This window comes from Psychrosphaera sp. (assembly GCF_982872775.1).
Genome location: NZ_CEYNSH010000031.1, coordinates 1 through 23,668 on the forward strand (window position 1 = coordinate 1; position 23,668 = coordinate 23,668).

The 23,668-nt window shown below is 42.0% G+C and carries 14 protein-coding genes; 6 read left to right on the plus strand and 8 right to left on the minus strand.

Features of this window, described 5'->3' with window-relative positions; genetic code table 11:
• Positions 1 to 66: 66 nt before the first annotated feature.
• Positions 67 to 1,110 carry a Glu/Leu/Phe/Val family dehydrogenase gene (locus AC4E96_RS10000; protein WP_488033205.1) on the plus strand — a complete coding sequence of 348 codons (1,044 nt, stop codon included), beginning with the start codon at positions 67 to 69 and terminating at the stop codon, positions 1,108 to 1,110.
• 263 nt (positions 1,111 to 1,373) lie between these two features.
• Complete coding sequence (locus AC4E96_RS10005) at positions 1,374 to 3,944, plus strand: TonB-dependent receptor plug domain-containing protein (protein ID WP_490255720.1); 2,571 nt, start codon at positions 1,374 to 1,376, stop codon at positions 3,942 to 3,944.
• Between the two features lie 206 nt (positions 3,945 to 4,150).
• Here AC4E96_RS10005 and sucD read toward each other — a convergent pair whose 3' ends face one another.
• The 8 genes from sucD to sdhC all read right to left on the minus strand — a co-directional run bounded on the left by sucD (position 4,151) and on the right by sdhC (position 14,009).
• A complete protein-coding gene (sucD, locus tag AC4E96_RS10010; RefSeq protein WP_488033203.1) occupies positions 4,151 to 5,023 on the minus strand; it encodes a succinate--CoA ligase subunit alpha in 873 nt (290 codons plus the stop codon).
• Entirely contained in the window at positions 5,023 to 6,189 is a 1,167-nt protein-coding gene (sucC, locus tag AC4E96_RS10015; protein ID WP_488033202.1) for an ADP-forming succinate--CoA ligase subunit beta, read from the minus strand. Before sucC ends, sucD begins: the two co-directional genes overlap by 1 nt.
• A 160-nt stretch (positions 6,190 to 6,349) precedes the next feature.
• A complete protein-coding gene (gene odhB / locus AC4E96_RS10020; RefSeq protein WP_490255721.1) occupies positions 6,350 to 7,846 on the minus strand; it encodes a 2-oxoglutarate dehydrogenase complex dihydrolipoyllysine-residue succinyltransferase in 1,497 nt (498 codons plus the stop codon).
• Positions 7,847 to 7,861: 15 nt separating this feature from the next.
• On the minus strand, positions 7,862 to 10,669 hold the full coding sequence (sucA, locus tag AC4E96_RS10025; RefSeq protein WP_490255722.1) for a 2-oxoglutarate dehydrogenase E1 component: 2,808 nt from the start codon (positions 10,667 to 10,669) through the stop codon (positions 7,862 to 7,864).
• Positions 10,670 to 10,795: 126 nt separating this feature from the next.
• The gene (locus AC4E96_RS10030) at positions 10,796 to 11,509 is read right to left on the minus strand and encodes a succinate dehydrogenase iron-sulfur subunit (RefSeq protein ID WP_488033199.1); all 714 of its coding nucleotides are present in this window, start codon (positions 11,507 to 11,509) and stop codon (positions 10,796 to 10,798) included.
• A gap of 18 nt (positions 11,510 to 11,527) precedes the next feature.
• Positions 11,528 to 13,294 (minus strand): succinate dehydrogenase flavoprotein subunit, encoded by a 1,767-nt coding sequence (sdhA, locus tag AC4E96_RS10035; protein WP_488033198.1) that lies wholly within the window; start codon positions 13,292 to 13,294, stop codon positions 11,528 to 11,530.
• Positions 13,294 to 13,641, minus strand: a complete 348-nt coding sequence (gene sdhD, locus AC4E96_RS10040; RefSeq protein WP_488033197.1) for a succinate dehydrogenase, hydrophobic membrane anchor protein — start codon at positions 13,639 to 13,641, stop codon at positions 13,294 to 13,296. The genes sdhA and sdhD overlap by 1 nt, the downstream gene beginning before the upstream one ends.
• Positions 13,635 to 14,009 (minus strand): succinate dehydrogenase, cytochrome b556 subunit, encoded by a 375-nt coding sequence (gene sdhC, locus AC4E96_RS10045; RefSeq protein WP_490255723.1) that lies wholly within the window; start codon positions 14,007 to 14,009, stop codon positions 13,635 to 13,637. Before sdhC ends, sdhD begins: the two co-directional genes overlap by 7 nt.
• 390 nt (positions 14,010 to 14,399) lie before the next feature.
• Between sdhC and AC4E96_RS10050 the strand changes: the two genes are divergently transcribed.
• The 4 genes from AC4E96_RS10050 (at position 14,400) to AC4E96_RS10065 (ending at position 23,626) form a co-directional block, all read left to right on the plus strand.
• The gene (locus AC4E96_RS10050) at positions 14,400 to 15,686 is read left to right on the plus strand and encodes a citrate synthase (protein WP_490255724.1); all 1,287 of its coding nucleotides are present in this window, start codon (positions 14,400 to 14,402) and stop codon (positions 15,684 to 15,686) included.
• A 404-nt stretch (positions 15,687 to 16,090) separates the two neighbouring features.
• Entirely contained in the window at positions 16,091 to 17,173 is a 1,083-nt protein-coding gene (locus AC4E96_RS10055) for an efflux RND transporter periplasmic adaptor subunit (RefSeq protein ID WP_488033194.1), read from the plus strand.
• A gap of 14 nt (positions 17,174 to 17,187) precedes the next feature.
• Entirely contained in the window at positions 17,188 to 20,475 is a 3,288-nt protein-coding gene (locus AC4E96_RS10060; RefSeq protein WP_490255725.1) for an efflux RND transporter permease subunit, read from the plus strand.
• 4 nt (positions 20,476 to 20,479) lie between these two features.
• Positions 20,480 to 23,626, plus strand: a complete 3,147-nt coding sequence (locus tag AC4E96_RS10065) for an efflux RND transporter permease subunit (protein WP_490255726.1) — start codon at positions 20,480 to 20,482, stop codon at positions 23,624 to 23,626.
• The last annotated feature ends 42 nt before the right edge of the window (positions 23,627 to 23,668 follow it).

Genomic DNA, 23,668 nt, shown 5'->3' on the forward strand with positions numbered 1-23,668 from the left:
CCCAAAACAAAGAAACCAAACTAAGCAAAAAACGCCTAGTTTTTATAACTTTTTCAGGAGTTGGCATTGACCGTTTTTTCTCAACCAGAATTTGATAACCACGAACAAGTCGTATTTTGTAACGACGAACAAACTGGATTAAAAGCTATTATTGCCGTACACAATACAAATTGTGGCCCAGCAGTTGGCGGGTGTCGTTTTTGGAATTACGACAATGATGAAGAAGCCTTAATTGACGTATTGCGTTTATCAAAAGGTATGACGTATAAAAACGCCCTAGCCGGCTTAAATTTTGGCGGTGGTAAGGCGGTCATTATTGGCGATCCTAAAAAGCTTAAGTCTGAAGCGCTATTTCGTGCATTTGGTCGTGCACTAAACAATCTAAACGGAACTTACTACTCAGCAGAAGATGTAAACATCACTACCGGTGACATTATGCATGCCTACAAAGAGACTAAGTTCGTTGTTGGCCTTGAAGGAAAAAGTGGTAACCCTGCACCGTTTACTGCGTATGGCACATACCTTGGAATAAAAGCAGCCGTTAAACATCAATTAGGCCAAGATAGCCTAGAAGGCCTTACCTTCAGTATTCAAGGCTTGGGTTCAGTCGGTATGTATTTATGTGAAAAACTATACCAAGACGGTGGCAAACTCATCGTCACAGATATCAATCAAGACTCAATTGACAAAGCCGTTTCAGAATTCGGTGCAACGGCGGTTGAACTAGACGAAATCTACGGTGTTGAAGCTGACGTTTATGTTCCTTGTGCACTTGGTGCGACAATTAACGACGAAACAATCGAGCAATTCAAAGTAAAAATAATTGCTGGCTGTGCTAACAACCAACTTGCCCTACCAAAGCACGGTAAAGTGCTGATGGATAAAGGTATCCTTTACGCCCCCGATTACGCGATCAACGCAGGTGGTATCATCAATATTTTCTTCGAGCAAGACCCAGAAGGTTACAGCTCAGAAAAAGCAACGAAGAAAGTTGAAGAAATCTACGACACTTTAATGGCAATTTTTGAACGCGCTAAGCTCGAAAATAAACCAACTCATGAAGTGGCTGACATTATCGCTCAAGAAATTATCAAAAATGGCGGTAAATAATTAATTCCAACTGAATTAATGTAAACAAAGGCAGACAAAAGTCTGCCTTTTTTATGCCCAAAAAAGTAAACCCAACAGCTTTAATGTAATAAAAATACACCTGTCTATTAAATATTTGTAAAAAAACACCATTTTTTGAACAATTTTCGCCCAATAAGCCTATTTATTCTCTAGTAAATTTATTTATTTCAATGTACGTTAGTTTTGTCGCCTCTTATAAAAATAATTTGGGTGACTTATAAGAATAAATAAAGGGAACAAAAATGTTTAAATTAAAACCACTTTCTCGAGTATTAAAATACTCTCTGCTTTCGAGCCTTTCTGTTGGTGTAATTTCCCCAAGTGTCGCATTTGCTGACGAAACCGCTGCTGAAAAGGATATTGAAAAAATTGCGGTTGTCGGTTCACGCGCAGCGCCGCGTTCAATTGGCGACTCCCCAGTGCCTGTAGACGTAATTAGCGCTGAGGAATTTAACAAACAAGGTTCGACCGACATGGTATCCATGTTACAAACATCGGTACCTTCTTTTAATGTAAACGAACAACCTATTAACGATGCCTCGACGCTAGTTCGCCCAGCGAACCTTCGTGGTATGGCTGCTGACCACACGTTAGTGTTGGTAAACGGTAAACGCCGTCACCGTTCTGCTGTAATCACCTTTTTAGGTGGCGGTCTTTCTGATGGTGCTCAAGGACCTGATTTATCAGTTATTCCTTCAATCGGCATAAAGCAAGTAGAAGTATTACGTGATGGTGCCGCTGCACAATATGGATCTGATGCGATTGCCGGTGTTATTAACTTTGTGCTTAAAGACGATGCCGACGGCGGTATGTTTGAAGTGAAATACGGTTCTCACTATGAGGGTGACGGCGACACTGTACAGTACGCTGGTAACATTGGTTTGCCATTAACGTCTGAAGGTTATGCAAACTTCTCGTTTGAATTCAAAGAAGCAGATCCTACAAGTCGCAGTGTTCAAAGAGATGACGCAGCCGCGCTTATTGCTTCAGGAAATACTTTTGTAGCTAACCCTGCCCAAGTTTGGGGTAACCCAGAAATCAAAGATGACATCAAACTATTTGGTAACTTTGGTTTAGAATTATCTCAGGATGCCGAAGCTTACATGTTCTTAAACTATGCAGAACGTGAAGTGGAAGGAGGTTTCTACTTCCGTAACCCGCACAACCGTGGTGGTGTTAATGACGGCGGTAAAGACGATGATGGTAACCAGTTATTATTAGTTGGTGACTTAACGGGTGATATGAGTGGTAACTGCCCTACTGATCTTCGCGTTGGTAATAATGTTCTAAATAACTCACGTTACATCAATGAAGTAGCGAACAACCCTGACTGTTTTGCATTTAATGAAATGTTCCCTGGTGGCTTCACACCTAAGTTTGGCGGCAAGATTGTAGACTCTTCAATCGCATTAGGTACAAAGGGTGAAACAGACTGGTTAGTAGAAGAACTGAACTACGATATTAGCTTCTATGCAGGTAGTAACGAAGTTGACTTCATGATCAGTAACACAATCAACCCAAGTTTAGGTCCTGATACACCAACATCATTTAAGCCTGGTAAATACATCCAGTCTGAACAGTCACTAAACTTAGACGTATCTAAGTATATCGACAATTTCAATGATGGTACGTTAAACGTGGCCGGTGGTGTTGAATTCCGTCACGAGTCTTACGAAAGTATTGCGGGTGATTACAAATCTTGGGAAATTGGCCCTCTAGCCTCTCAAGGTTTTGGTATCGGTTCAAACGGTTTCCCTGGTCTATCTGCGAAAAGTGCTGGTAAAAATGACCGTCAAAGTTTTGCTCTATACGGTGACGTTGAATACATGGTCAATGATGACTTAATGGTTTCTGGTGCAATTCGTTTTGAAGACTTCTCTGACTTTGGCAACACAACTAAAGGCAAGTTAGCAGGTCGTTATCAGTTAAACGACACTATGGCGCTTCGTGGTGCATTCAGTACTGGCTTTAAAGCGCCTACTATTGGTCAATCAACAGTACGTAACGTAACCACTGCGTTTGGTACTGATGGCAAACTAATTGACCGCGCTACGCTTCCGCCAACAAACCCTGTTGCCGAGCTAAAAGGTGGTAAGCCACTTCAGCCGGAAGAGTCTGAGTCAATCAGTTTTGGTTTTGTCGGTGAGTTTGACAATGGACTATTCGTAACAATCGACTACTTCAATATTGAAGTTACCGACCGTATCGCGACTGTTTCTGGTATCAAACTATCTGAGCAAGATATCCAAACCTTGTTAGATCAAGGTGTACAAGATGCATCTAGTTTCAACGAAGTTAGTTACTTCACTAACGATTTTGATACTGATACTACCGGTATTGACGTTGTTGCAAACTACTCTCAAGACTTCATGGGTGGTGAAAACAAATACTCATTAGCCTACAACTGGACTGAGACGGAAGTTACACAGCACTCAAGCAACATTTCTGCTGAACGTGTTCGCATGATTGAAGAAAACCTTCCTAATCACCGCTGGAGTTTCACTACTAACCATGCAAACGATGGTTGGAGAGTTATGGCTCGTCTGAACTACTTCAGTGACATTTATGAAGATCACTTAGATTCAGGCTTACCAATTGAAGATATCTCTGCTGAGTTTACAGTTGATTTAGAAGCTGCGATTGACGTTGCAGAGAATTTTGAATTTGTAATTGGTGCTAAGAACGCGTTTGATGAAACACCTGATGAAAACACGATGTGGGACAATGAGATTGCTGGTGCGAAATACCCAGTTACCTCACCTATCGGTATCAACGGTGGTTTCTACTACTTAAAAGGTGTGTATAAGTTTTAATTAAAAACACAACACTTTAAATATATAAAGGCCTCTATTTTTGAGGCCTTTTTTTGTCTATTAGACATGTATTTTTTGCCCTTAGTTAAGGGACTTTAAAGTTAGGGATAAGAGCGATACCTAACAAACAAGCATAAAAAAAGGCTAGGACAAGCCTAACCTTTTTGTTTTAGCTCAAGAGCATTAGCCCTGTGCTAAAGGGTAAATTACCAACCAGTTTTCTCAGCTAGTGCTTTACCGATATCCGCTAATGAACGAACCGTTTTAACGCCAGCAGCTTCTAGTGCCTTGAACTTGTCGTCCGCAGTACCTTTACCACCAGAGATGATCGCACCAGCGTGACCCATACGCTTACCTGCAGGTGCAGTTACACCAGCAATGTAAGAAACAACAGGCTTAGTTACATTTTCTTTAATGTAAGCTGCAGCTTCTTCTTCAGCTGTACCGCCGATCTCACCGATCATAACGATAGCTTCAGTTTTAGGGTCTTTTTCGAACATTTCTAGTACGTCGATGAAGTTAGTACCTGGGATTGGGTCACCACCGATACCAACACACGTAGACTGACCGAAACCAGCGTCTGTCGTTTGCTTAACCGCTTCGTACGTAAGTGTACCCGAGCGAGAAACGATACCTACACGACCAGGCTTGTGGATGTGACCAGGCATGATACCGATCTTACATTCACCTGGAGTGATAACACCTGGACAGTTAGGACCGATTAAACGTACACCTAGCTCGTCACAACGAACTTTTGCGTCTAACATGTCTTGTGTAGGGATACCTTCAGTAATACAAACGATTAGTTTGATACCAGAGTTAGCCGCTTCTAAGATTGAGTCTTTACAGAATGGTGCAGGAACATAGATAACTGATGCGTCAGCACCTGTTTCAGCAACAGCTTCAGCAACTGTGTTGAAAACTGGAAGACCTAGGTGAGTTTGACCACCTTTACCTGGAGTAACACCACCAACCATGTTAGTGCCGTATGCAATTGCTTGCTCAGAGTGGAATGTACCTTGAGCACCAGTGAAACCTTGACAGATTACTTTTGTATCTTTGTTAATTAAAATGCTCATTATTTGCCCTCTGCAGCTTTAACGACTAATTCAGCAGCACTTTGTAAGCTTTCTGCTGCAATGATGTCTACGTCAGAATTTGCTAGTACTTCACGGCCTTTTTCAGCGTTAGTACCTTCTAAACGTACAACAACTGGTACGTTTACGCCTACTTCTTTAACAGCACCGATGATACCTTCTGCGATCATGTCACAACGTACGATACCACCAAAGATGTTAACTAGAACGGCTTTAACATTGTCATCAGATAAGATGATCTTGAATGCTTCAGCAACACGTTCTTTAGTTGCGCCACCACCTACATCTAGGAAGTTAGCTGGGCTGCCACCGTTTAGGTTAACGATATCCATAGTACCCATAGCTAGACCAGCACCGTTAACCATACAGCCAACGTTTCCGTCTAGTGCAACGTAGTTAAGTTCCCACTTAGCTGCGTCTGCTTCACGAGCGTCTTCTTGCGAAGGATCGTGCATTTCTTTAAGGTCTGGGTGACGGTAAACCGCGTTGCTGTCAATTGCTACTTTAGCGTCAAGACAGTGTAAGTCGCCAGCTGGAGTGATAACTAGTGGGTTTACTTCGATTAGTTCAACGTCTTTCTCTTTGAACATTTTTGCAAGACCCATGAAGATCTTAACAAATTGAGAAACCTGCTTGCCTTCAAGACCAAGTTTGAACGCTAAATCACGACCTTGGTAAGGCTGCGCACCTACTAATGGGTCGATTTCTGCTTTAAGAATCTTTTCAGGAGTTTCTTCAGCAACAGTTTCGATTTCAACACCGCCTTCAGTAGACGCCATAAATACGATACGACGGCTTGAACGGTCAACAACCGCACCTAAGTATAATTCTTGCGCGATGTCAGTACATGTCTCAACTAAGATACGGCTAACTGGTTGGCCGTTCTCATCTGTTTGATAAGTAACTAGACGCTCGCCTAACCACTTTTCAGCAAATGCTTTAATTTCATCTTTAGTTTTAACTAGCTTTACGCCACCCGCTTTACCACGGCCACCGGCGTGAACCTGTGCTTTAACTACAAACTCTTCTCCACCAACTTGGTCTGCTGCTGCAGCCGCTTCTGCTGGTGTTTCGGCAGCGATGCCTTTAGATACAGGAAGCCCGTATTGAGCAAACAACTGTTTACCCTGATATTCATGCAAGTTCATGATGTTCTATCCATCTCTATTATAAGTAAAAGGCTGCAACGTTTATGCAGCCCAATTTATCATGCGGGGCTATTATAAATATCCCCTCAATTTGTGCAATAAAAGGCACCTTTAAAATGCCTTGAATTGCGATATTTAACCGATGTTTAGAGTTAAAACTTTAAATGTCTAACAATAAACGTGCTGGGTCTTCTAATAACTCTTTAATTGTTACTAAGAAACCAACTGACTCTTTACCATCAATCAAACGGTGATCGTATGAAAGAGCTAAGTACATCATCGGTAAAATTTCAACTTTTCCGTCAACCGCCATAGGACGATCTTGGATTTTGTGCATACCTAAGATTGCAGTTTGAGGCAGGTTAATGATTGGTGTTGATAACAGCGAACCAAATACACCACCATTTGTGATAGTGAAGTTACCACCTTGCATTTCTTCAACCGTTAGCTTGCCGTCACGACCTTTGATTGCTAGCTCACGGATACCGTTTTCAATTTCCGCAAAGTTCATCTTGTCACAATCACGTAATACAGGTGTTACAAGACCACGAGGAGTCGATACTGCAATACTTACGTCAAAGTAGTTGTGATAAACAATATCGTCACCGTCGATTGATGCATTTACTGCTGGGAAACGCTTAAGCGCTTCAACAACGGCTTTAACATAGAAAGACATAAAGCCTAATCGAGCACCGTGACGCTCTTCAAATACGTCTTTATATTGCTTACGAAGATCCATAATTGGCTTCATGTTAATTTCGTTAAACGTCGTTAACATTGCCGTTGAATTTTTCGCTTCTAGTAGACGATTTGCGATTGTCTTACGCAGGCGAGTCATTGGAACACGTTTTTGTGTACGGTCACCTACTGGTGCAGCAGGCGCAGGTGTTGAAGATGCTGCTGGCTTAGCAGGCGCACTTGAGCCTTGTTTTTCAAATGCTAATACGTCTTCTTTGGTGATCTTACCGTTTTTACCAGTACCTTTGATCTTGCTTGCGTCTAGACCTTTTTCTTTAACTAAACGACGCACAGATGGTGACATCACTTCATCGCCTGACTCATCTGAAGACTCTTCAGAAGTAGCCGCTGCTGGAGCTGCTGAACCGCCAGCTGTAATTTCAGCGATGTCTTGTTCACCAAGAACAGTGTCACCTTCGGCGTTTAAGATTTTGCTGATAACACCAGAGTCTGGAGCAACAACTTCAAGAACAACCTTGTCAGTTTCAATGTCAACTAAGTTTTGGTCACGTTCTACGCTGTCGCCCTCAGATACGTGCCAAGTTGCGATAGTCGCATCAGCAACTGACTCTGGTAATACAGGAACCTTAATCTTAACAACTTGCTTTTCACCACCGTCGTTTGATGCTGATTCTTTCTTGTCTGAACCTTTATCTGAACTTGCTTCTGCAGGGGCTGCGTCTGCCGCACCTACTTTTGCAATGACTTGTTCACCTAAAACGGTTGCACCTTCATCTTCAAGGATTTCGGTAATTACACCGTCTTCAGGTGAAACAACTTCTAAAACAACTTTGTCTGTTTCGATGTCAACTAGGTTTTGGTCACGAGATACTTTGTCGCCAACCTTAACGTGCCAAGTGGCCACTGATGCGTCAGCAACTGATTCTGGTAATACTGGAACTTTAATTTCAGTAGTCATGGGTAATCCTTGAGATTATTTAATCATTAGTGCGTCGTCTACCAACGCTTGTTGTTCTTTAAGGTGGACAGAGTTATAACCAACTGCAGGTGAAGCAGACGCTTTACGTCCTGCGTAAGTTAGGTTTGCCCCTTTTGGAATCGAATTCCAGAAATGATGCTGGCTACAATACCAAGCCCCTTGGTTCTGTGGCTCTTCTTGACACCAAACAAAGTCTTTTACGTGCTTGTACTTCTCAACAATTTCATCCATTTCTTCATGAGGGAATGGGTAAAGCTGCTCGATACGTACCAGCGCTACGTCGTTCTTCTCTTCTTTACGACGCTTGTCTAATAGGTCGTAATAAACTTTACCTGAACAGAATACAACGCGCTTCACGTCTTCAGTTTTGATATCGTCGATTTCATCAATGACATTGTGATACGTACCGTCTGCTAACTCTTCAATTGAAGAAACCGCCATTGGGTGACGTAACAATGACTTAGGAGACATTACAATCAGTGGACGACGCATTGGGCGAATTGCCTGACGTCTGATCATGTTGAACACCTGTGCAGGTGTCGACGGCACGCAAACTTGCATGTTGTGATCAGCACATAATTGTAAGAATCGCTCTAAACGAGCCGACGAGTGCTCTGGACCTTGACCTTCGTAACCGTGTGGTAACAACATAGTTAAACCACATAAGCGGCCCCACTTTTGTTCACCAGAGCTGATGAATTGATCAATAACAACTTGAGCTACGTTTGCGAAGTCACCAAACTGAGCTTCCCAGATAACAAGTGAGTCTGGTTCTGCTGTTGCATAACCATATTCAAACGCAAGTACACCTACTTCAGATAATACAGCATCGTAGATTTCGAAACGACCCTGGCCGTCTTTGATGTTCTCTAGAGGAGTATAAGTAGAAGCATCGTCTTGGCTGTGGATTACAGCGTGACGGTGGAAGAATGTACCACGGCCAGAATCTTGACCAGTAAGGCGAATATTAGTGCCTCGGTCAACAAGATCTGCGTACGCTAATGTTTCGGCCGTACCCCAATCTAACTTTTTCTCACCGTTAAGCATTTTAACACGCTCGTCGTATTGTTTTTTAACACGAGAATGTGGTTTAACGCTATCTGGGTATGACGTAATCTTTTCGCCAAGCTCTTTTATCTTGTCTACCGACAACTCTTTGTCATAGTCGATATCCCAGTCGTGGCCTAAATACGGTGACCAGTCAACAGAATGTTCTGTCATTGGACGCCATTCTTCAACTGTACATTCACCTTTATCTAGAATGGCACGGTACTCATCCATCATCGCTTTTGCGTCAGACTCAGAGATAACGCCTTCGTTAGTCAATTGATCAATATACAATTGGCGCGGCACAGGATGCTTTTTAATTTTTTGATACATCAAAGGCTGAGTTGCATTTGGCTCATCAGCTTCGTTGTGTCCGTGGCGACGGTAACAGACTAAATCGATAACAACATCGCGACGGAATGTATTGCGATAATCAACCGCAATTTGTGACACCAATGCAACCGCTTCTGGGTCATCTGCATTCACGTGGAAAATCGGTGCCTGCACCATTTTAGCGATGTCAGTACAATATTCTGTAGAACGCGTATCTTCTTGGTTAGACGTTGTAAAGCCAACTTGGTTGTTTACAACGATACGAACCGTGCCACCTACTTTGTAAGCACGAGTTTGAGACATATTAAATGTCTCTTGAACCACACCTTGACCCGCAATTGCTGAGTCACCGTGAATCGTAATAGGCAGTGCTTTAGAACCTGTGTCACAGTCACGACGGTCAAGACGTGCTCTAACCGAACCCATTACAACTGGATTAACAATTTCAAGGTGAGATGGGTTAAATGCTAACGCTAAGTGAACATTACCGCCTTCTGTAGCAAAATCAGAAGAATAACCTTGGTGGTATTTAACGTCACCAGCTAACAATGACGGGTCAACTTTACCACCGAACTCTTCAAATAACTCTCCAGATTTTTTACCTAGAACGTTAACAAGAAGATTTAGGCGACCACGGTGGGCCATACCAATAACCACTTCTTTTTGACCAGAAGTACCAGCGCTATGAATGATTTCTTTGATCATTGGAACAAGCGCATCACCACCTTCTAGTGAAAAGCGCTTAGCACCTGGGAATTTGGCACCCAAATACTTTTCAAGACCATCGGCTGCGATTAAGCCGTTTAAAACACGCTTTTTGATCTTTTTGTCAAACTTAGGCGTACTTTTAATTGATTCGAGGCGGTTTTGGATCCAACGTTTTTCATCGGTATCCGTGATGTGCATATATTCTGCGCCAATCGAACCACAATATGTTTGTTTCAAAGCATCGAAAAGTTCGCCAAGTGGCATTTTGTCTTTTCCGATAGCAAATGAACCAACATTGAATTCTTTGCTCTTATCGACGTCCGACAGCTCGTGATGCTCTAATGTAAGCTCACGAACTTTTTCACGCTGCCAAAGCCCTAATGGGTCTAAATTGGCGTTCTGATGTCCGCGGAAACGGAAAGCGTTGATAAGTTGTAATACTTTTACTTGTTTTGCGTCTGCTTCTTCTGATGCAGATACAACTGTGCGGTCTTTTGTTTTGGCTAGTTGAGCAAATAAGTCGCGCACCTCAGAGTGTTTAGTCTCAACCGATACCCCTTCAACTTTGGGTAAATGGTCAAAAATTTCACGCCACTCGTCAGAAACAGATGTAGGATCGTCTAGGTACAGCTCGTACATCTGCTCAACATATACCATGCTGTTAGCGGATAGATGAGAACTCTCCAGCCAAGTTTGCATAACACCTTCGTGCATTAGATATATATCCTTGTAAGTCGTTAAGACTATATTTTACATAAATTAAAACAAAAAAGAGCCCTTCCAGTATAAATGGAACGACTCTTAATTATTATCGATTAACCACTGGACTCTCTGCCAAGATTAAACTGACCTCTGCAATAGCATTGATTTAATGTGACCAATTGCTTTGGTCGGGTTCAAACCTTTAGGACAAACGTTTACGCAGTTCATGATGCCGTGGCAACGGAACACACTAAACGCATCGTCTAGGTCCGCTAAACGCTCTTCGGTTGCAGTATCACGGCTATCGATTAGGAATCGATAAGCATGTAACAAGCCTGCAGGGCCGATGAACTTGTCTGGGTTCCACCAGAACGACGGACAAGATGTTGAACAACAAGCACAAAGAATACACTCGTATAAACCATCTAGCTTATCGCGCTCTTCAATAGATTGAAGATGCTCACGAGCAGGTGGCTGCTTGTCATCGTTGATCAAGTACGGTTTAACTTTTTCGTATTGAGTGTAGAACTGAGTCATGTCAATTACAAGGTCACGGACAACCGGAAGACCAGGTAAAGGGCGGACAACAATAGTGCCGTTCCCCAAAGCTGACAGAGGAGTTATACACGCCAAGCCATTTTTACCGTTCATATTCATGCCGTCTGAGCCACAAACACCTTCACGGCAAGAACGACGATAAGATAATGTTGGATCTTGCTCTTTAATCAAGTTAAGAGCGTCAAGTACCATCATGTCCTGACCTTCTTCAACTTGAAGCTGGTAGTCTTTCATGTATGGCTTGTCATCAACATCCGGATTATAACGGTATATAGAGAAATTCAACGTTTTCATAATGCGTTACATACCTTCTTAGTAAGTTCGCGCTTTTGGCGGGAACGCTTCACGATGGTTAGGTGACATGTTTACATCACGCTTGCTCATCTCTTCCGTATTAGGATCATAGATGCTGTGACATAACCAGTTTTCATCATCACGGTCTAGGAAATCTTCACGGCTGTGAGCACCACGGCTCTCAGTACGGAAATTCGCAGCTACTGCCGTTGCATAAGCTGTTTCCATTAAGTTGTCTAATTCTAGACACTCGATACGCTGAGTGTTGAACTCAGATGAGTTATCAGACAATTTAGCGTGCTTAAGACGTTCACGAATCTCTTTAAGCTCATTTAGACCTTCTGCCATTGCTTCACCTGTACGGAAAACAGAGAAGTTTAATTGCATACAATTCTGTAGATCTTTCTTGATCTGAACTGGGTCTTCACCTTGCTTAGTAGATTCCCAACGATTGTATCGTTGCATCGCTTCTTCAGCGTCGTCTTTAGAGTAGTTGGTAGCACCGCCACCTTCACCTAGGTATTTCTCTAGGTATAGGCCAGCTGCACGGCCAAATACAACAAGGTCAAGTAGTGAGTTACCACCTAAGCGGTTGGCACCGTGTACAGATACACAAGCAATTTCACCAACAGCGAATAAGCCTTCAACTTCTTTGAAAGAACCATCTTCTGCTTTGGTTAACGCTTGACCGTTAACATTAGTAGGAACACCACCCATCATGTAGTGACAAGTAGGGATTACTGGAATTGGTTCATCAGCTGGGTGAACGTGTGCGAATGTCTTAGATAATTCACATACACCTGGTAAACGAGACTCAAGAGTTTCGCGACCTAAGTGGTCAAGTTTCAGCTTAATGTGCGGACCATGTGGACCATCACAACCACGACCTTCACGGATTTCAGTCATCATTGCACGAGCAACAACGTCACGACCCGCTAAGTCTTTAGCGTTTGGTGCATAACGCTCCATGAAACGCTCACCGTCTTTGTTTAGGAGGTAACCACCTTCACCACGACAACCTTCGGTTACCAATGTACCTGCGCCAGCGATACCCGTTGGGTGGAACTGCCACATTTCCATATCTTGTAACGCAACGCCTGCACGAGCTGCCATACCAACACCGTCACCAGTGTTAATGTGAGCATTAGTTGTAGATGCATATATACGACCTGCACCACCCGTTGCTAATACTGTTGCACGAGCCTTGAAGAATACGACTTCACCAGACTCAATATCAATCGCAGTACAACCAATTACTGCACCGTCTTGGTTTTTAACCAAGTCTAATGCATACCATTCGCTGTATACCGTTGTCTTGTTTTTAACATTTTGTTGGTATAACAAATGAAGAAGCGCGTGACCTGTTCGGTCAGCTGCCGCTGCTGTACGTGCAGCCTGTTCACCACCAAAGTTTTTAGACTGGCCACCAAAAGGACGTTGGTAAACTTTACCGTTTTCGAAACGTGAGAATGGTAAACCTTTGTTTTCCATTTCTAATATCGCTTCTGGACCCGTTTTACACATGTATTCGATTGCGTCTTGGTCACCGATGTAATCAGACCCTTTAACCGTGTCATACATGTGGTATTCCCAGTTATCTTCGTGCGCGTTACCAAGTGCTACCGTGATACCACCTTGCGCAGATACTGTGTGTGAACGAGTCGGAAATACCTTTGAGATCAAAGCACATGATTGGCCTGACTCTGCAATTTGCAAAGCGGCGCGCATACCCGCACCACCTGCGCCGATTACGACGGCATCAAATTCTTGAACAGTTATACTCACTAGACACCCCACAAGATAAATAAGCCAGCCACAACGTACGCCAAACCAATAGTGTTAAGCACGAAGCTTAATACAGTGCGTGTTGCTGTGTTTTTAACGTAGTCAGTTAGAACCTGCCACATACCAATGCGAGTGTGTACCCAAATACATAATAATGTAATAAAGGTGAAAATTTTCACGCCGATATTAGCAAACAAACCAGACCAAATTTCAAATGTCATTTCTGGCGTTGTTAAGAAGACATATAAGATGAAAAACGTGTAAGCAGTCATAATTAACGCAGTTGCGCGCAACGATACGTAATCTTGAACACCATCTCGTTTTAAAGAAGCTTGGTTAATTACCATATCCATACTCCTGCTAAGATTACTGTTACGATCCAAATAGCGATGGCTAATTTGGCACTAAGGTTTCCTGACTCCAATTCTTCCCAGTGACCCATATCCATTACTAAGTGACGTAGGCCACCAATGATATGGTAAGAAAGCATTGCCAATGTACCAACCGCTATAATCTTACCGATGACACCTTGAATAAGCTCTTTAGCGTATTCAAAGCTCTCTGGAGATTGTAGAGAAATGGCCCATACTACGATTACAAAAATCAATGCGAAAAACATCGCTACGCCAGTGATTCGGTGAAGAATTGACGCATTTGCCGTAGCTGGCATAGAAATGGTTGTCAGATCTAGATTTACAGGTCTTTGTTTTTTCACGATTACATGCCTATCAGAGCTGTTGTTTTTTTAGAGTATACCGATGTAATACACCGATGGATTTGTTGAGCCTTAAATTTCTTTATATTTTTCTTTAAGCTCACCAAAGGCTACCTGCATACGTGTGCAGTACCCGCAGTATATATAGCGATTTGAGATATATCAATTTCTGTTTAAATTTAACGTGTTAAAGTTGACTTTTTAATCAGTTTGCACCGTATTGTGAATAATAATTGAACATTTGTGCAATTAAATTGACTTTTTACTCTATTTTCGAGTTACAATGTCGCGATTATTTTAAATGACTTAGACTTAATCTATTTTTTTTCTTCTATACTGAAGAGCTAATCTAAAGATTAAATTCCACTAAATATTATGAGGAGAACATGCATGGCAGATAAGAAGGCCACAGTTCAAGTCACAGGGCAAGAACCATTCGACTTACCAATGATTTCTGGTACCGCTGGTAACGATGTTATCGACGTACGTACTTTAGGTGCGCAAGGCGTATTCACATATGATCCAGGTTTTTTGGCCACTGCTTCATGTCAATCAGAGATTACATTCATCGATGGCGGTAAAGGTGTGTTATTACACCGTGGTTACCCAATCGAGCAATTAGCCAATGAATCTTCTTACCTAGAACTAAGCTACCTGCTTCTAAACGGTGAATTACCGAGCGCAGAAGGTTTGGCTGAGTTTGAAAATACAATCACGAACCACACTATGGTTCACGAAAAGATTGCGACTTTCTTCCAAGGTTTTGTTGTAGATGCACACCCAATGGCAATGCTATGTGGTGTAACTGGTGCTCTATCAAGCTTCTACCATGACGACTTAGACATCACTGACCCAGAGCAGCGTAAACGCAGTGCATATCGCTTAGTAGCAAAATTGCCTACGATTGCAGCGATGGCTTACAAATACAGCATCGGTCAGCCGTTTGTTTACCCACGTAACAACTTATCGTACTCAGAAAACTTCTTACACATGATGTTCTCTGTTCCAGCTGAAGAATACACAGTTAATCCTGTCCTTGCTAAAGCAATGGACAAGATCTTTATGCTTCACGCTGACCATGAGCAAAATGCGTCAACATCTACAGTACGTTTAGCTGGTTCTTCTGGTGCTAACCCATACGCGTGTATCGCAGCGGGTATCGCATCTCTATGGGGTCCAGCTCACGGTGGTGCAAACGAAGCATGTCTTAACATGTTAGAAGAAATTGGTTCTGTTGACCGTATTCCTGAGTTCGTTGCTCGTGCGAAAGACAAAGCAGACCCATTCCGTCTAATGGGCTTCGGTCACCGCGTATACAAAAACTTCGACCCACGTGCAAAAGTTATGCGTGAAACCTGTCACGAAGTTCTTGAAGCATTAAACATCAAAGATCCATTGTTAGACGTGGCTATGGAACTAGAGCGTATTGCGCTTGAAGACCCATACTTCGTTGAGAAGAAACTATACCCGAACGTAGACTTCTACTCAGGTATTATTCTTAAAGCAATCGGTATCCCTACAAGCATGTTTACGGTTATCTTTGCTATGTCTCGTACCGTTGGTTGGATCAGCCACTGGGATGAAATGTTAGGTGAAGCAGGTCAAAAAATTGGCCGTCCTCGTCAGTTATACACTGGCGCACCTAAGCGTGATTACGTTCCAGTTAGCAAACGCTAATCAAAACGTTTTTCAAAATACTGATATGAAGCGGCCTTTGGGTCGCTTTTTTTATGCCTGTAATCTAGCAACACTTTTGTTAACTATCCCTTCGAGCATGGTCCCATAGGAATAGAGCCAACTAAGGTTATCGTTAACGTACTGAATAAACCAACCTTTTAATATTAGTTTGCTAACTGTCCGTCATAAAAGGTTATTTCAACTAAACTTTTAAATGAATGTTAATCATATTTACTAAGTTTTAGTAAATTTGCTCAAGTTAATTAGCCTTTTTGTCCATGCAAAAAACCAACAAACCCTAAACCATTGTTTTATATATTAAAAATAGTTGGCACTGGTTTTGCGAGAAAGGCACTATTACGAAAATTAATGCCAACATATAAAACCTAAATGGACATAGAATTATGAAACAAACAACACTTAACCCAATAGCTAAAATCTCAGTAATTGCTTTAACAGTGTTAGGTTTGCTCAACATATCAGGATGTGAAGAAGCCACTGCTTCGGTAGACAAAGAAGAGAAAGTGGAAGAAATTATTCAAGTTCCTGTTGCCGTTACGCCAGTATCAAGAGCTAGTATAGCTAATTACTACGCTTCAAATGCAACACTCGAATCCCCTGCTGAGGCAGATGTCATTAGTAAAGTTCAGGGCTTAATCGAGTCTATTTATGTGGAAGAAGGCGATTATGTAAAAAAAGGACAAGTTTTAGCTAAACTTGACGACTCTCGTTATCAGTTAGCTTTGCAACAGAGACAGGCAGAGTTAAAACAAGTAAAAAGCGAACTGGATCGAATTAATGCAGCAAAGAACAAAAATTTGATCAGCGCTGATCAACTAGAAAAACTGCAGTGGCGCTTAGAGTCATTACAAGCCTCAACCGACATTGCTCAGCTTGACGTCCAAGAAACAAATATAGTGGCACCTATCGATGGTTATATTGCTAAACGTTATGCCAAAATTGGTAACTTGGTTCATCAATATCAACATCAAAATTTATATCACATCGTCGCTCAAGATAAGTTAGAGGGGGTCCTTTACATTCCTGAGGGCCGTTTCTCTGATATCCAGAAAAACCAACCTGCTGAACTGACTCTTTCTGCGCTTGGCAACAAAACTTTTAATGCTCACATCGATCGCATCAGCCCAGTCATTGATGCCAATAACGGTACGTTTAAAGTTGTCGTCGTGGTCGATAATAAAAACGGTGAACTCAAACCTGGTATGTTTGCCGAAGTTAATATCCAATTAGGCTTACACGAAAACACGTTGGTTGCTCCATCTAACGCTGTCTTATCTCTCGATAACAACCATATGGTTTATCAAGTCATTGATGGAAAAGCCGTCAAAACGGATATCACATTGGGTTATCAACACAATGGCTTAGTTGAAGTATTAAGCGGTCTAAATGATGACTCACAGCTTATTATTGCTGGCCACAACAATTTAAAAGACAACGCAGACGTAAAAGTTGTAGAAACTAAATAAACAAGGATAGAGCCATGAAATTAGTGGAAGTTGCAATAAAACGACCCGTCACGATTTGGATGTTTGTGTTAGCGGTTATGCTATTTGGCCTTGTTTCTTTAAGTCGCTTGGCTGTTAATTTACTACCTGACTTGTCTTACCCGACACTAACAGTCAGAACCGATTATGAAGGCGCGGCTCCTCAAGAAGTCGAAATGCTAATTAGTAAACCAATTGAAGAAGCGGTAGGCATAGTTAAAAACGTCAGACAAGTTCATTCGATTTCTAAAGCTGGTCAATCTGATGTTGTTTTGGAGTTTAACTGGGGCACCGATATGGATATGGCGAGCCTCAATGTTCGCGAAAAGCTAGATATCATTCAGCTGCCTTTAGACATTAAGAAGCCAGTGTTACTGCGCTTCAACCCATCTCTTGACCCTATCATGCGATTTGCATTAACAAATGACAGCGAAACGATGGACTTAAAGCAGGTTCGTATTTTTGCAGAAGAGCAAATAAAACGTAATCTAGAATCAACATCTGGCGTCGCCTCAGTTCAGGTGGGCGGTGGTTTAGAACAAGAAATCCACGTCGAAATTGACCAGTTTAAATTGAATCACCATCAAATTACCTTACAACATGTTTTACAGAGACTAAGAGAAGAAAATATCAATATGGCCGGTGGTCGTGTCAAAGACACTAGCCAAGATTATTTTGTCAGGACCATAAACCAATTTAAAAACTTAGACGAAATAAGAAACCTCATTATCAAGCAAAATCAATTAAACATTGTTCGTTTGTCTGATATTGCCACCGTAACTGACAGTCATAAAGAGCGTGACTCAATCACTCAGATCAACGGTAAAGAGAGTATTGAAATTGCCCTTTATAAAGAAGGCGACGCAAACTCAGTAAAAGTTAGCCAACTTGTGATGAATCAGCTCAAGCCGATCAACAAGAACCTTCCTGAAGGTTTAAAGATTGAAGCGGTTTACAATCAAGCTAATTTTATAGAGTCTGCCGTAAACGAAGTTAAGTCTGCTGGTGTCATTGGCGGTTTGTTAGCCATGTTCGTTTTATTTCTATTTTTAAGAAACAGTTGGACAACCTTCATCGTTTCATTGTCTATCCCGGTATCCGTTATTGCTACTTTTAACTTCATGAATGCGAATGGAATATCACTTAATATCATGAGCTTGGGTGGTATCGCACTGGCAATAGGCTTACTCGTTGATAGTGCCATCGTTGTTCTTGAAAATATCGCGCGTCATAAAGAGCAAGGGAAAGCCCCTAAATTGGCCGCGCTTCTCGGTACAAAAGAGGTTGCGACAGCCGTTACCGCTTCTACTTTAACCACAATGGCGGTATTTTTTCCTTTGGCTTTTGTCGAAGGTATTGCTGGTCAATTATTTAGTGACCAAGCAATGGCCATTACCTTTGCCCTATTAGCCTCGCTCATGGTTTCCCTTACTCTTATTCCAATGCTGGCTTCCAGAGAAAAAAGAGAAACTAAGATGGTGCCTGAGGTTGCTCCACGCGAAAAGGCTGGTAAACCAACCAAACGTTTATCGTTGATTTTTTGGTACGTAACTTGGCCTGTTAGAGCAATATTTAAAGGTGCATTTTACTATTTACCACTTTTGGTTGTTACATTCTTTAAAATCGTGATTCGTGCTTTAATTAAAACAGCGAGTGTTTTGTTTGTGCCGATCGCAGCTGGTTTTAACTTTGTTTACGACTTTATTGCTTCTGCATACAACAATTCACTGAATAAAGTACTGAATACACCTGTCACCGCTATTGTCATTATTGTTTTAATGTCAGTTGGAAGTATCCCACTAGCTAAAAAGCTGGGAAGTGAATTATTACCTCCTATGGCTCAAGGTGAGTTTTATGTCGATGTCTTAATGCCAACAGGAACTAAGTTAAACGTAACCCAACAAACGTTAACAGAGCTCTCACAACATATCCGTCAAATGGAACCGGTAGAGAAAACCTATAGTGTCATCGGCACAGGTAGTCTTATGAACGCCTCTCCAGGTCAAAGTGGTGATAATTGGGGCCGATTAAATGTCGTGCTTACGAAAGGCGCCACTAAGCAGGATGAGTTTGCGGTCATTGAATCCTTACGTGAAAAGATGGCTGGTATGCCTGGGTTCACAAGCAAAATTGATCGCCCTCAACTACTTACCTTCAAAGCACCAATTCAAGTCGTACTCGCGAGTTATGAGTTGGATACATTAGCGAGCGTAAGCGATAGATTAACTGAAGCATTTGGCTCTTCCCCACTACTTACTGATATCAATCCAAGCTTAAAATCAGGTAACCCAGAAATTTCACTCGATTTTAACCATACTCGTCTCGCTCAGTTAGGCTTAACTGCAGCAACGGTTTCCGATGTGGTAGCAACACAAGTCGGCGGTAAAGTTGCGACAAAACTTAGTGTCGGTGATAGAAAGGTTGACATTCTTGTTCGTACTGAGGAAAGCAGACGTGATTCGATCAATGCGTTAAGCCAACTAATAATCAACCCGGATGCAAACCAAGCCGTCACACTGGAAGATGTTGCAGACATCACAGTTACTACCGGTCCGAGTGAAATCAACCGCTTGCAACAAGAGCGTGTTGCGATTATTGATATCAATGTCCTAACAGATGATTTATCAACCGCTGTAAAAGAAGTTGAAAATATCATCACCCAGAACCAAGTGCCACTTAATGTAACTTGGAGTATCGATGGTCAAAATGAGGACATGGAAGTGTCATTCAATAGTCTCATATTTGCGTTGGCTTTGGCTGTGTTCATGGTTTACATCGTCATGGCTTCACAGTTTGAGTCACTGCTGCACCCTCTCCTCATCCTTTTCACAGTGCCACTAGCCGGCGCTGGTTCGATATATGGACTGTACCTGACTGGCACCAATTTAAGTGTTGTGGTGTTTATTGGTTTAATCATGCTTGCAGGTATTGTGGTAAACAACGCCATTGTTCTAATTGACCGCATTAATCAATTACGTGAGCAAGGTGAAGAAAAAATAGCGGCGATTAAAGCGTCAGCTCAAAGCCGCTTACGCCCTATCGTAATGACAACGCTAACAACAACGCTGGGCTTATTGCCACTGGTCATTGGAACCGGTGATGGCGCAGAAATGCGCACACCGATGGCATTGACAGTTATATTTGGTTTGATTTACGCAACCGTATTAACGCTGATCTTTATCCCGTGTTTATACGCACTTCTAGACCAAAAAGTATTTGTTAAAAAGTCAGAAACGCAAGAACAAGACTCTGCCGCACCTAAAACGGTTGAACAGGGAGCATAAGATCATGGAAAACGATGTTCGTACCAACACTAGCAACAACGTCAATAATAGCGTTAAAACTGATGCTAATAATGATAAACATGGAGAGCCCAATACAACTGCCGCTGCGTTTTTAGCAAAATTCTCTTTGAGAAAACCCGTCACAGTGACAATTTTATTCATCTCTCTTTTGTTGCTTGGGGGTATCTCTAGTCGGCTGTTGCCGCTGGAGTTGTTTCCGGGAATTGAAATACCTGAAATATTTGTCAATGTACCTTACCCCAACGCAACACCGGCAGAGGTTGAAAGACAAATCACTAAACCCATTGAAGAAGCCCTCGCTACTATTAGCGGCATTCAAAATGCCCGTTCTTGGTCAAGTGAGTCAGGCGCAAATATTGGCCTAAGCTTTAAATGGGGTGAAAACATAAGTTCAAAATCTATTGAAGCCAGAGAGAAAATTGACGCAATCAGGGATCAACTCCCTGATGATGTAGAACGGTTATTCGTTTTTCAATTTAATACGAGCGACATGCCAGTTTTGAATCTTCGAATCTCTTCTGATCGTGACCTTTCGTTTGCCTATGACCTACTAGACCGACAACTCAAACGTCAAATTGAACGTGTACCAGGTGTTTCACAGGTCACCATGTATGGTGTAAACAAACGAGAAATAGTCATACGCCTCGATGAAAATCGACTGGCAGCATACAAAATACCGGTTTCACAGGTCTTAACAAAATTGCGAGGCATGAATTTTAGCCAGTCTGCTGGTTATTTAAATACGGCCCAAGGTAAAATTTTGGTTACTCCCAACGGTGAATTCACCTCGGTAGCTGATGTAAAAAATGCGCCAATTACGGACTCTGTGTTATTAGGTGACATAGCAAATATAAATTATGAGCTACCAGAGCGTGAAGACGGCCGACATTTGCACCAAACTTACGCTATTGGTATGGATGTTATGAAAGAGTCCAGCGCCAATTTAGTACAAGTTGCCTCTGGTGTTTTAGAAGTAGTTGAACAAGCTAAAAGTAATCCGCAGTTTAATGGTATTAACCTTTTTGTCATGCAAAATACAGCCAAGGATGTAACTTCTTCTTTAGGTAACCTATTAGAAGCTGGCTTAATCGGCGCGGTATTATCGGTCATTGTACTGTTCTTATTTTTGCGTCACCTAATGACCACCCTTATTGTTGTTGCCTCTGTTCCTATTGCAATTTGTATTACGTTAGGCGCAATGTACCTATTGGGATATAGCCTTAACATTTTATCTCTCATGGGATTGATGTTAGCCGTGGGTATGTTAGTAGATAATGCGGTTGTCGTTACTGAGTCAATTTATACCGAGCGCCAAAAAGGCCACAATATCCACAAAGCAACAGAAAAAGGCGTCAACAACGTAGCGCTTGCTGTCATAGCAGGTACGTGTACAACTGCAATAGTATTTTTGCCTAATATTATCGGTAAAAAAATTGATGTTACTATTTTCTTAGAGCACGTTGCCATTGCGATTTGTATCTCTCTATTCGCGTCTTTGATAATTTCGCAAACCCTGATCCCACTGTTAACGAGTAAAATCAAAAAGCTACCAGAACTAAAAAAAGACAGCGTAGGCCAAGCCAGGTATCACAAGATGCTGACGTGGGTGATGAGTAATCAGAAAAAAAGCTTCTTTATCGGATTGGCGTTGTTCCTATCATTAGTCATTCCCATGCAAATGGTTCAAAGTAATGAAGAAGGCGGAGTTTCGAAAAGTCGCATGTTTATTAACTACAATATTCAAGGTAACGCGAGTATTGAAGACGTTGAGAAAAAAGTCGATATCATGGAGAAGTTCTTATACGACAATAAAGATCGCTTTGAATTTGAAAGTGTCTATTCTTACTACCGTTCTGGTTTTGCTCAATCTACCATCAATATGAACGCCGAACTCAGTCGCTCCTTCATTGAAATTAAAAATGATATTGAAGCAGAGTGGCCTGTTATTGTGGGTGCAGAGCCGACCTTTGGCTGGAATTCTGGAAATGGCGGCGGTCTGAGAGTTAGTCTAGCTGGCCCATCTACCGATGTGTTACTTGAGTTAGCAGACCAAACTATCCCTCTTCTGTCTAATATTGAAGGCCTTGAAGATGTACGTTCTGAAATCACCGGTGATCAAAAAGAAATACAAGTCATCATTGACCGCGATAAAGTACAACGATATGGCCTTGATAGCATGTCCGTTGCGCAAGCTGCTTCAACAGCACTCAGAGGTCTAAACTTAAGGACTTATCGCGATCCAGTCCAAGGTGAAATTCAGGTTAGGCTGCGTTTTGATGATGATATCAAACACAACTTAGAGAAATTTAAGTCACTGATCATCATTTCTAAAAACGGGGTTGATTATCGATTAGAGCAATTAGCTGAGCTTAAAGTAACGCCTCGATTAAACCAGATCTTCCGTCGCTTCAGAGAAACCAATCTTGCCATTGGCGCTAATTTGGGTAAGGACTTCACTTTGGAAGAAGCCGAGAAGCAAATCACGGCAGTAATGAATCAACTTACCCTTCCAACCGGCTACCGTTGGAGCTTAACAGGAAGCTTTGAGCGAGCCAAAGAAGCGGAAAATATTATGTTGGTAAATATGGCTTTGGCGTTGGTCATGATTTATATCGTCATGGCAGCGTTGTTTGAGAGTCTCATATTACCAACGGCGGTGATTACATCACTTCTATTTTCAATTTCTGGAACTTTTTGGGCGTTATTAATTACCGGTACCGACATGGGTATAATGGTAATGATAGGTATCTTGATTTTAATGGGTATCGTCGTGAATAACGGCATTGTCCTAATCGACAAGGTTAATCAATTAAGGGAACAAGGGCACTCATTGTATGAAGCGGTTATTGAAGGTAGTGTGTCTCGTTTTAGACCTATTTTAATGACGGTTGCAACCACAGTATTAGGCCTGTTGCCTCTAGCGATGGGTGATGCGAGTATCGGTGGTAATGGCAGTCCAGAATATGCACCGATGGCGATTGCAATTATTGGCGGCCTCCTCTTCTCAACGATTATGAGTTTGTTGTTTGTACCGCTGGCTTATGTGTTACTTCTTAAGTTAGCCGATAGAACAACTCGAATGTTTAATCGTGGTAAAGAAATGGCCAACAAAGTCATCGCTGAAAGCTAACAACACGGCTCACCACTAACCCTAAAAGGGTTAAAGAATTTG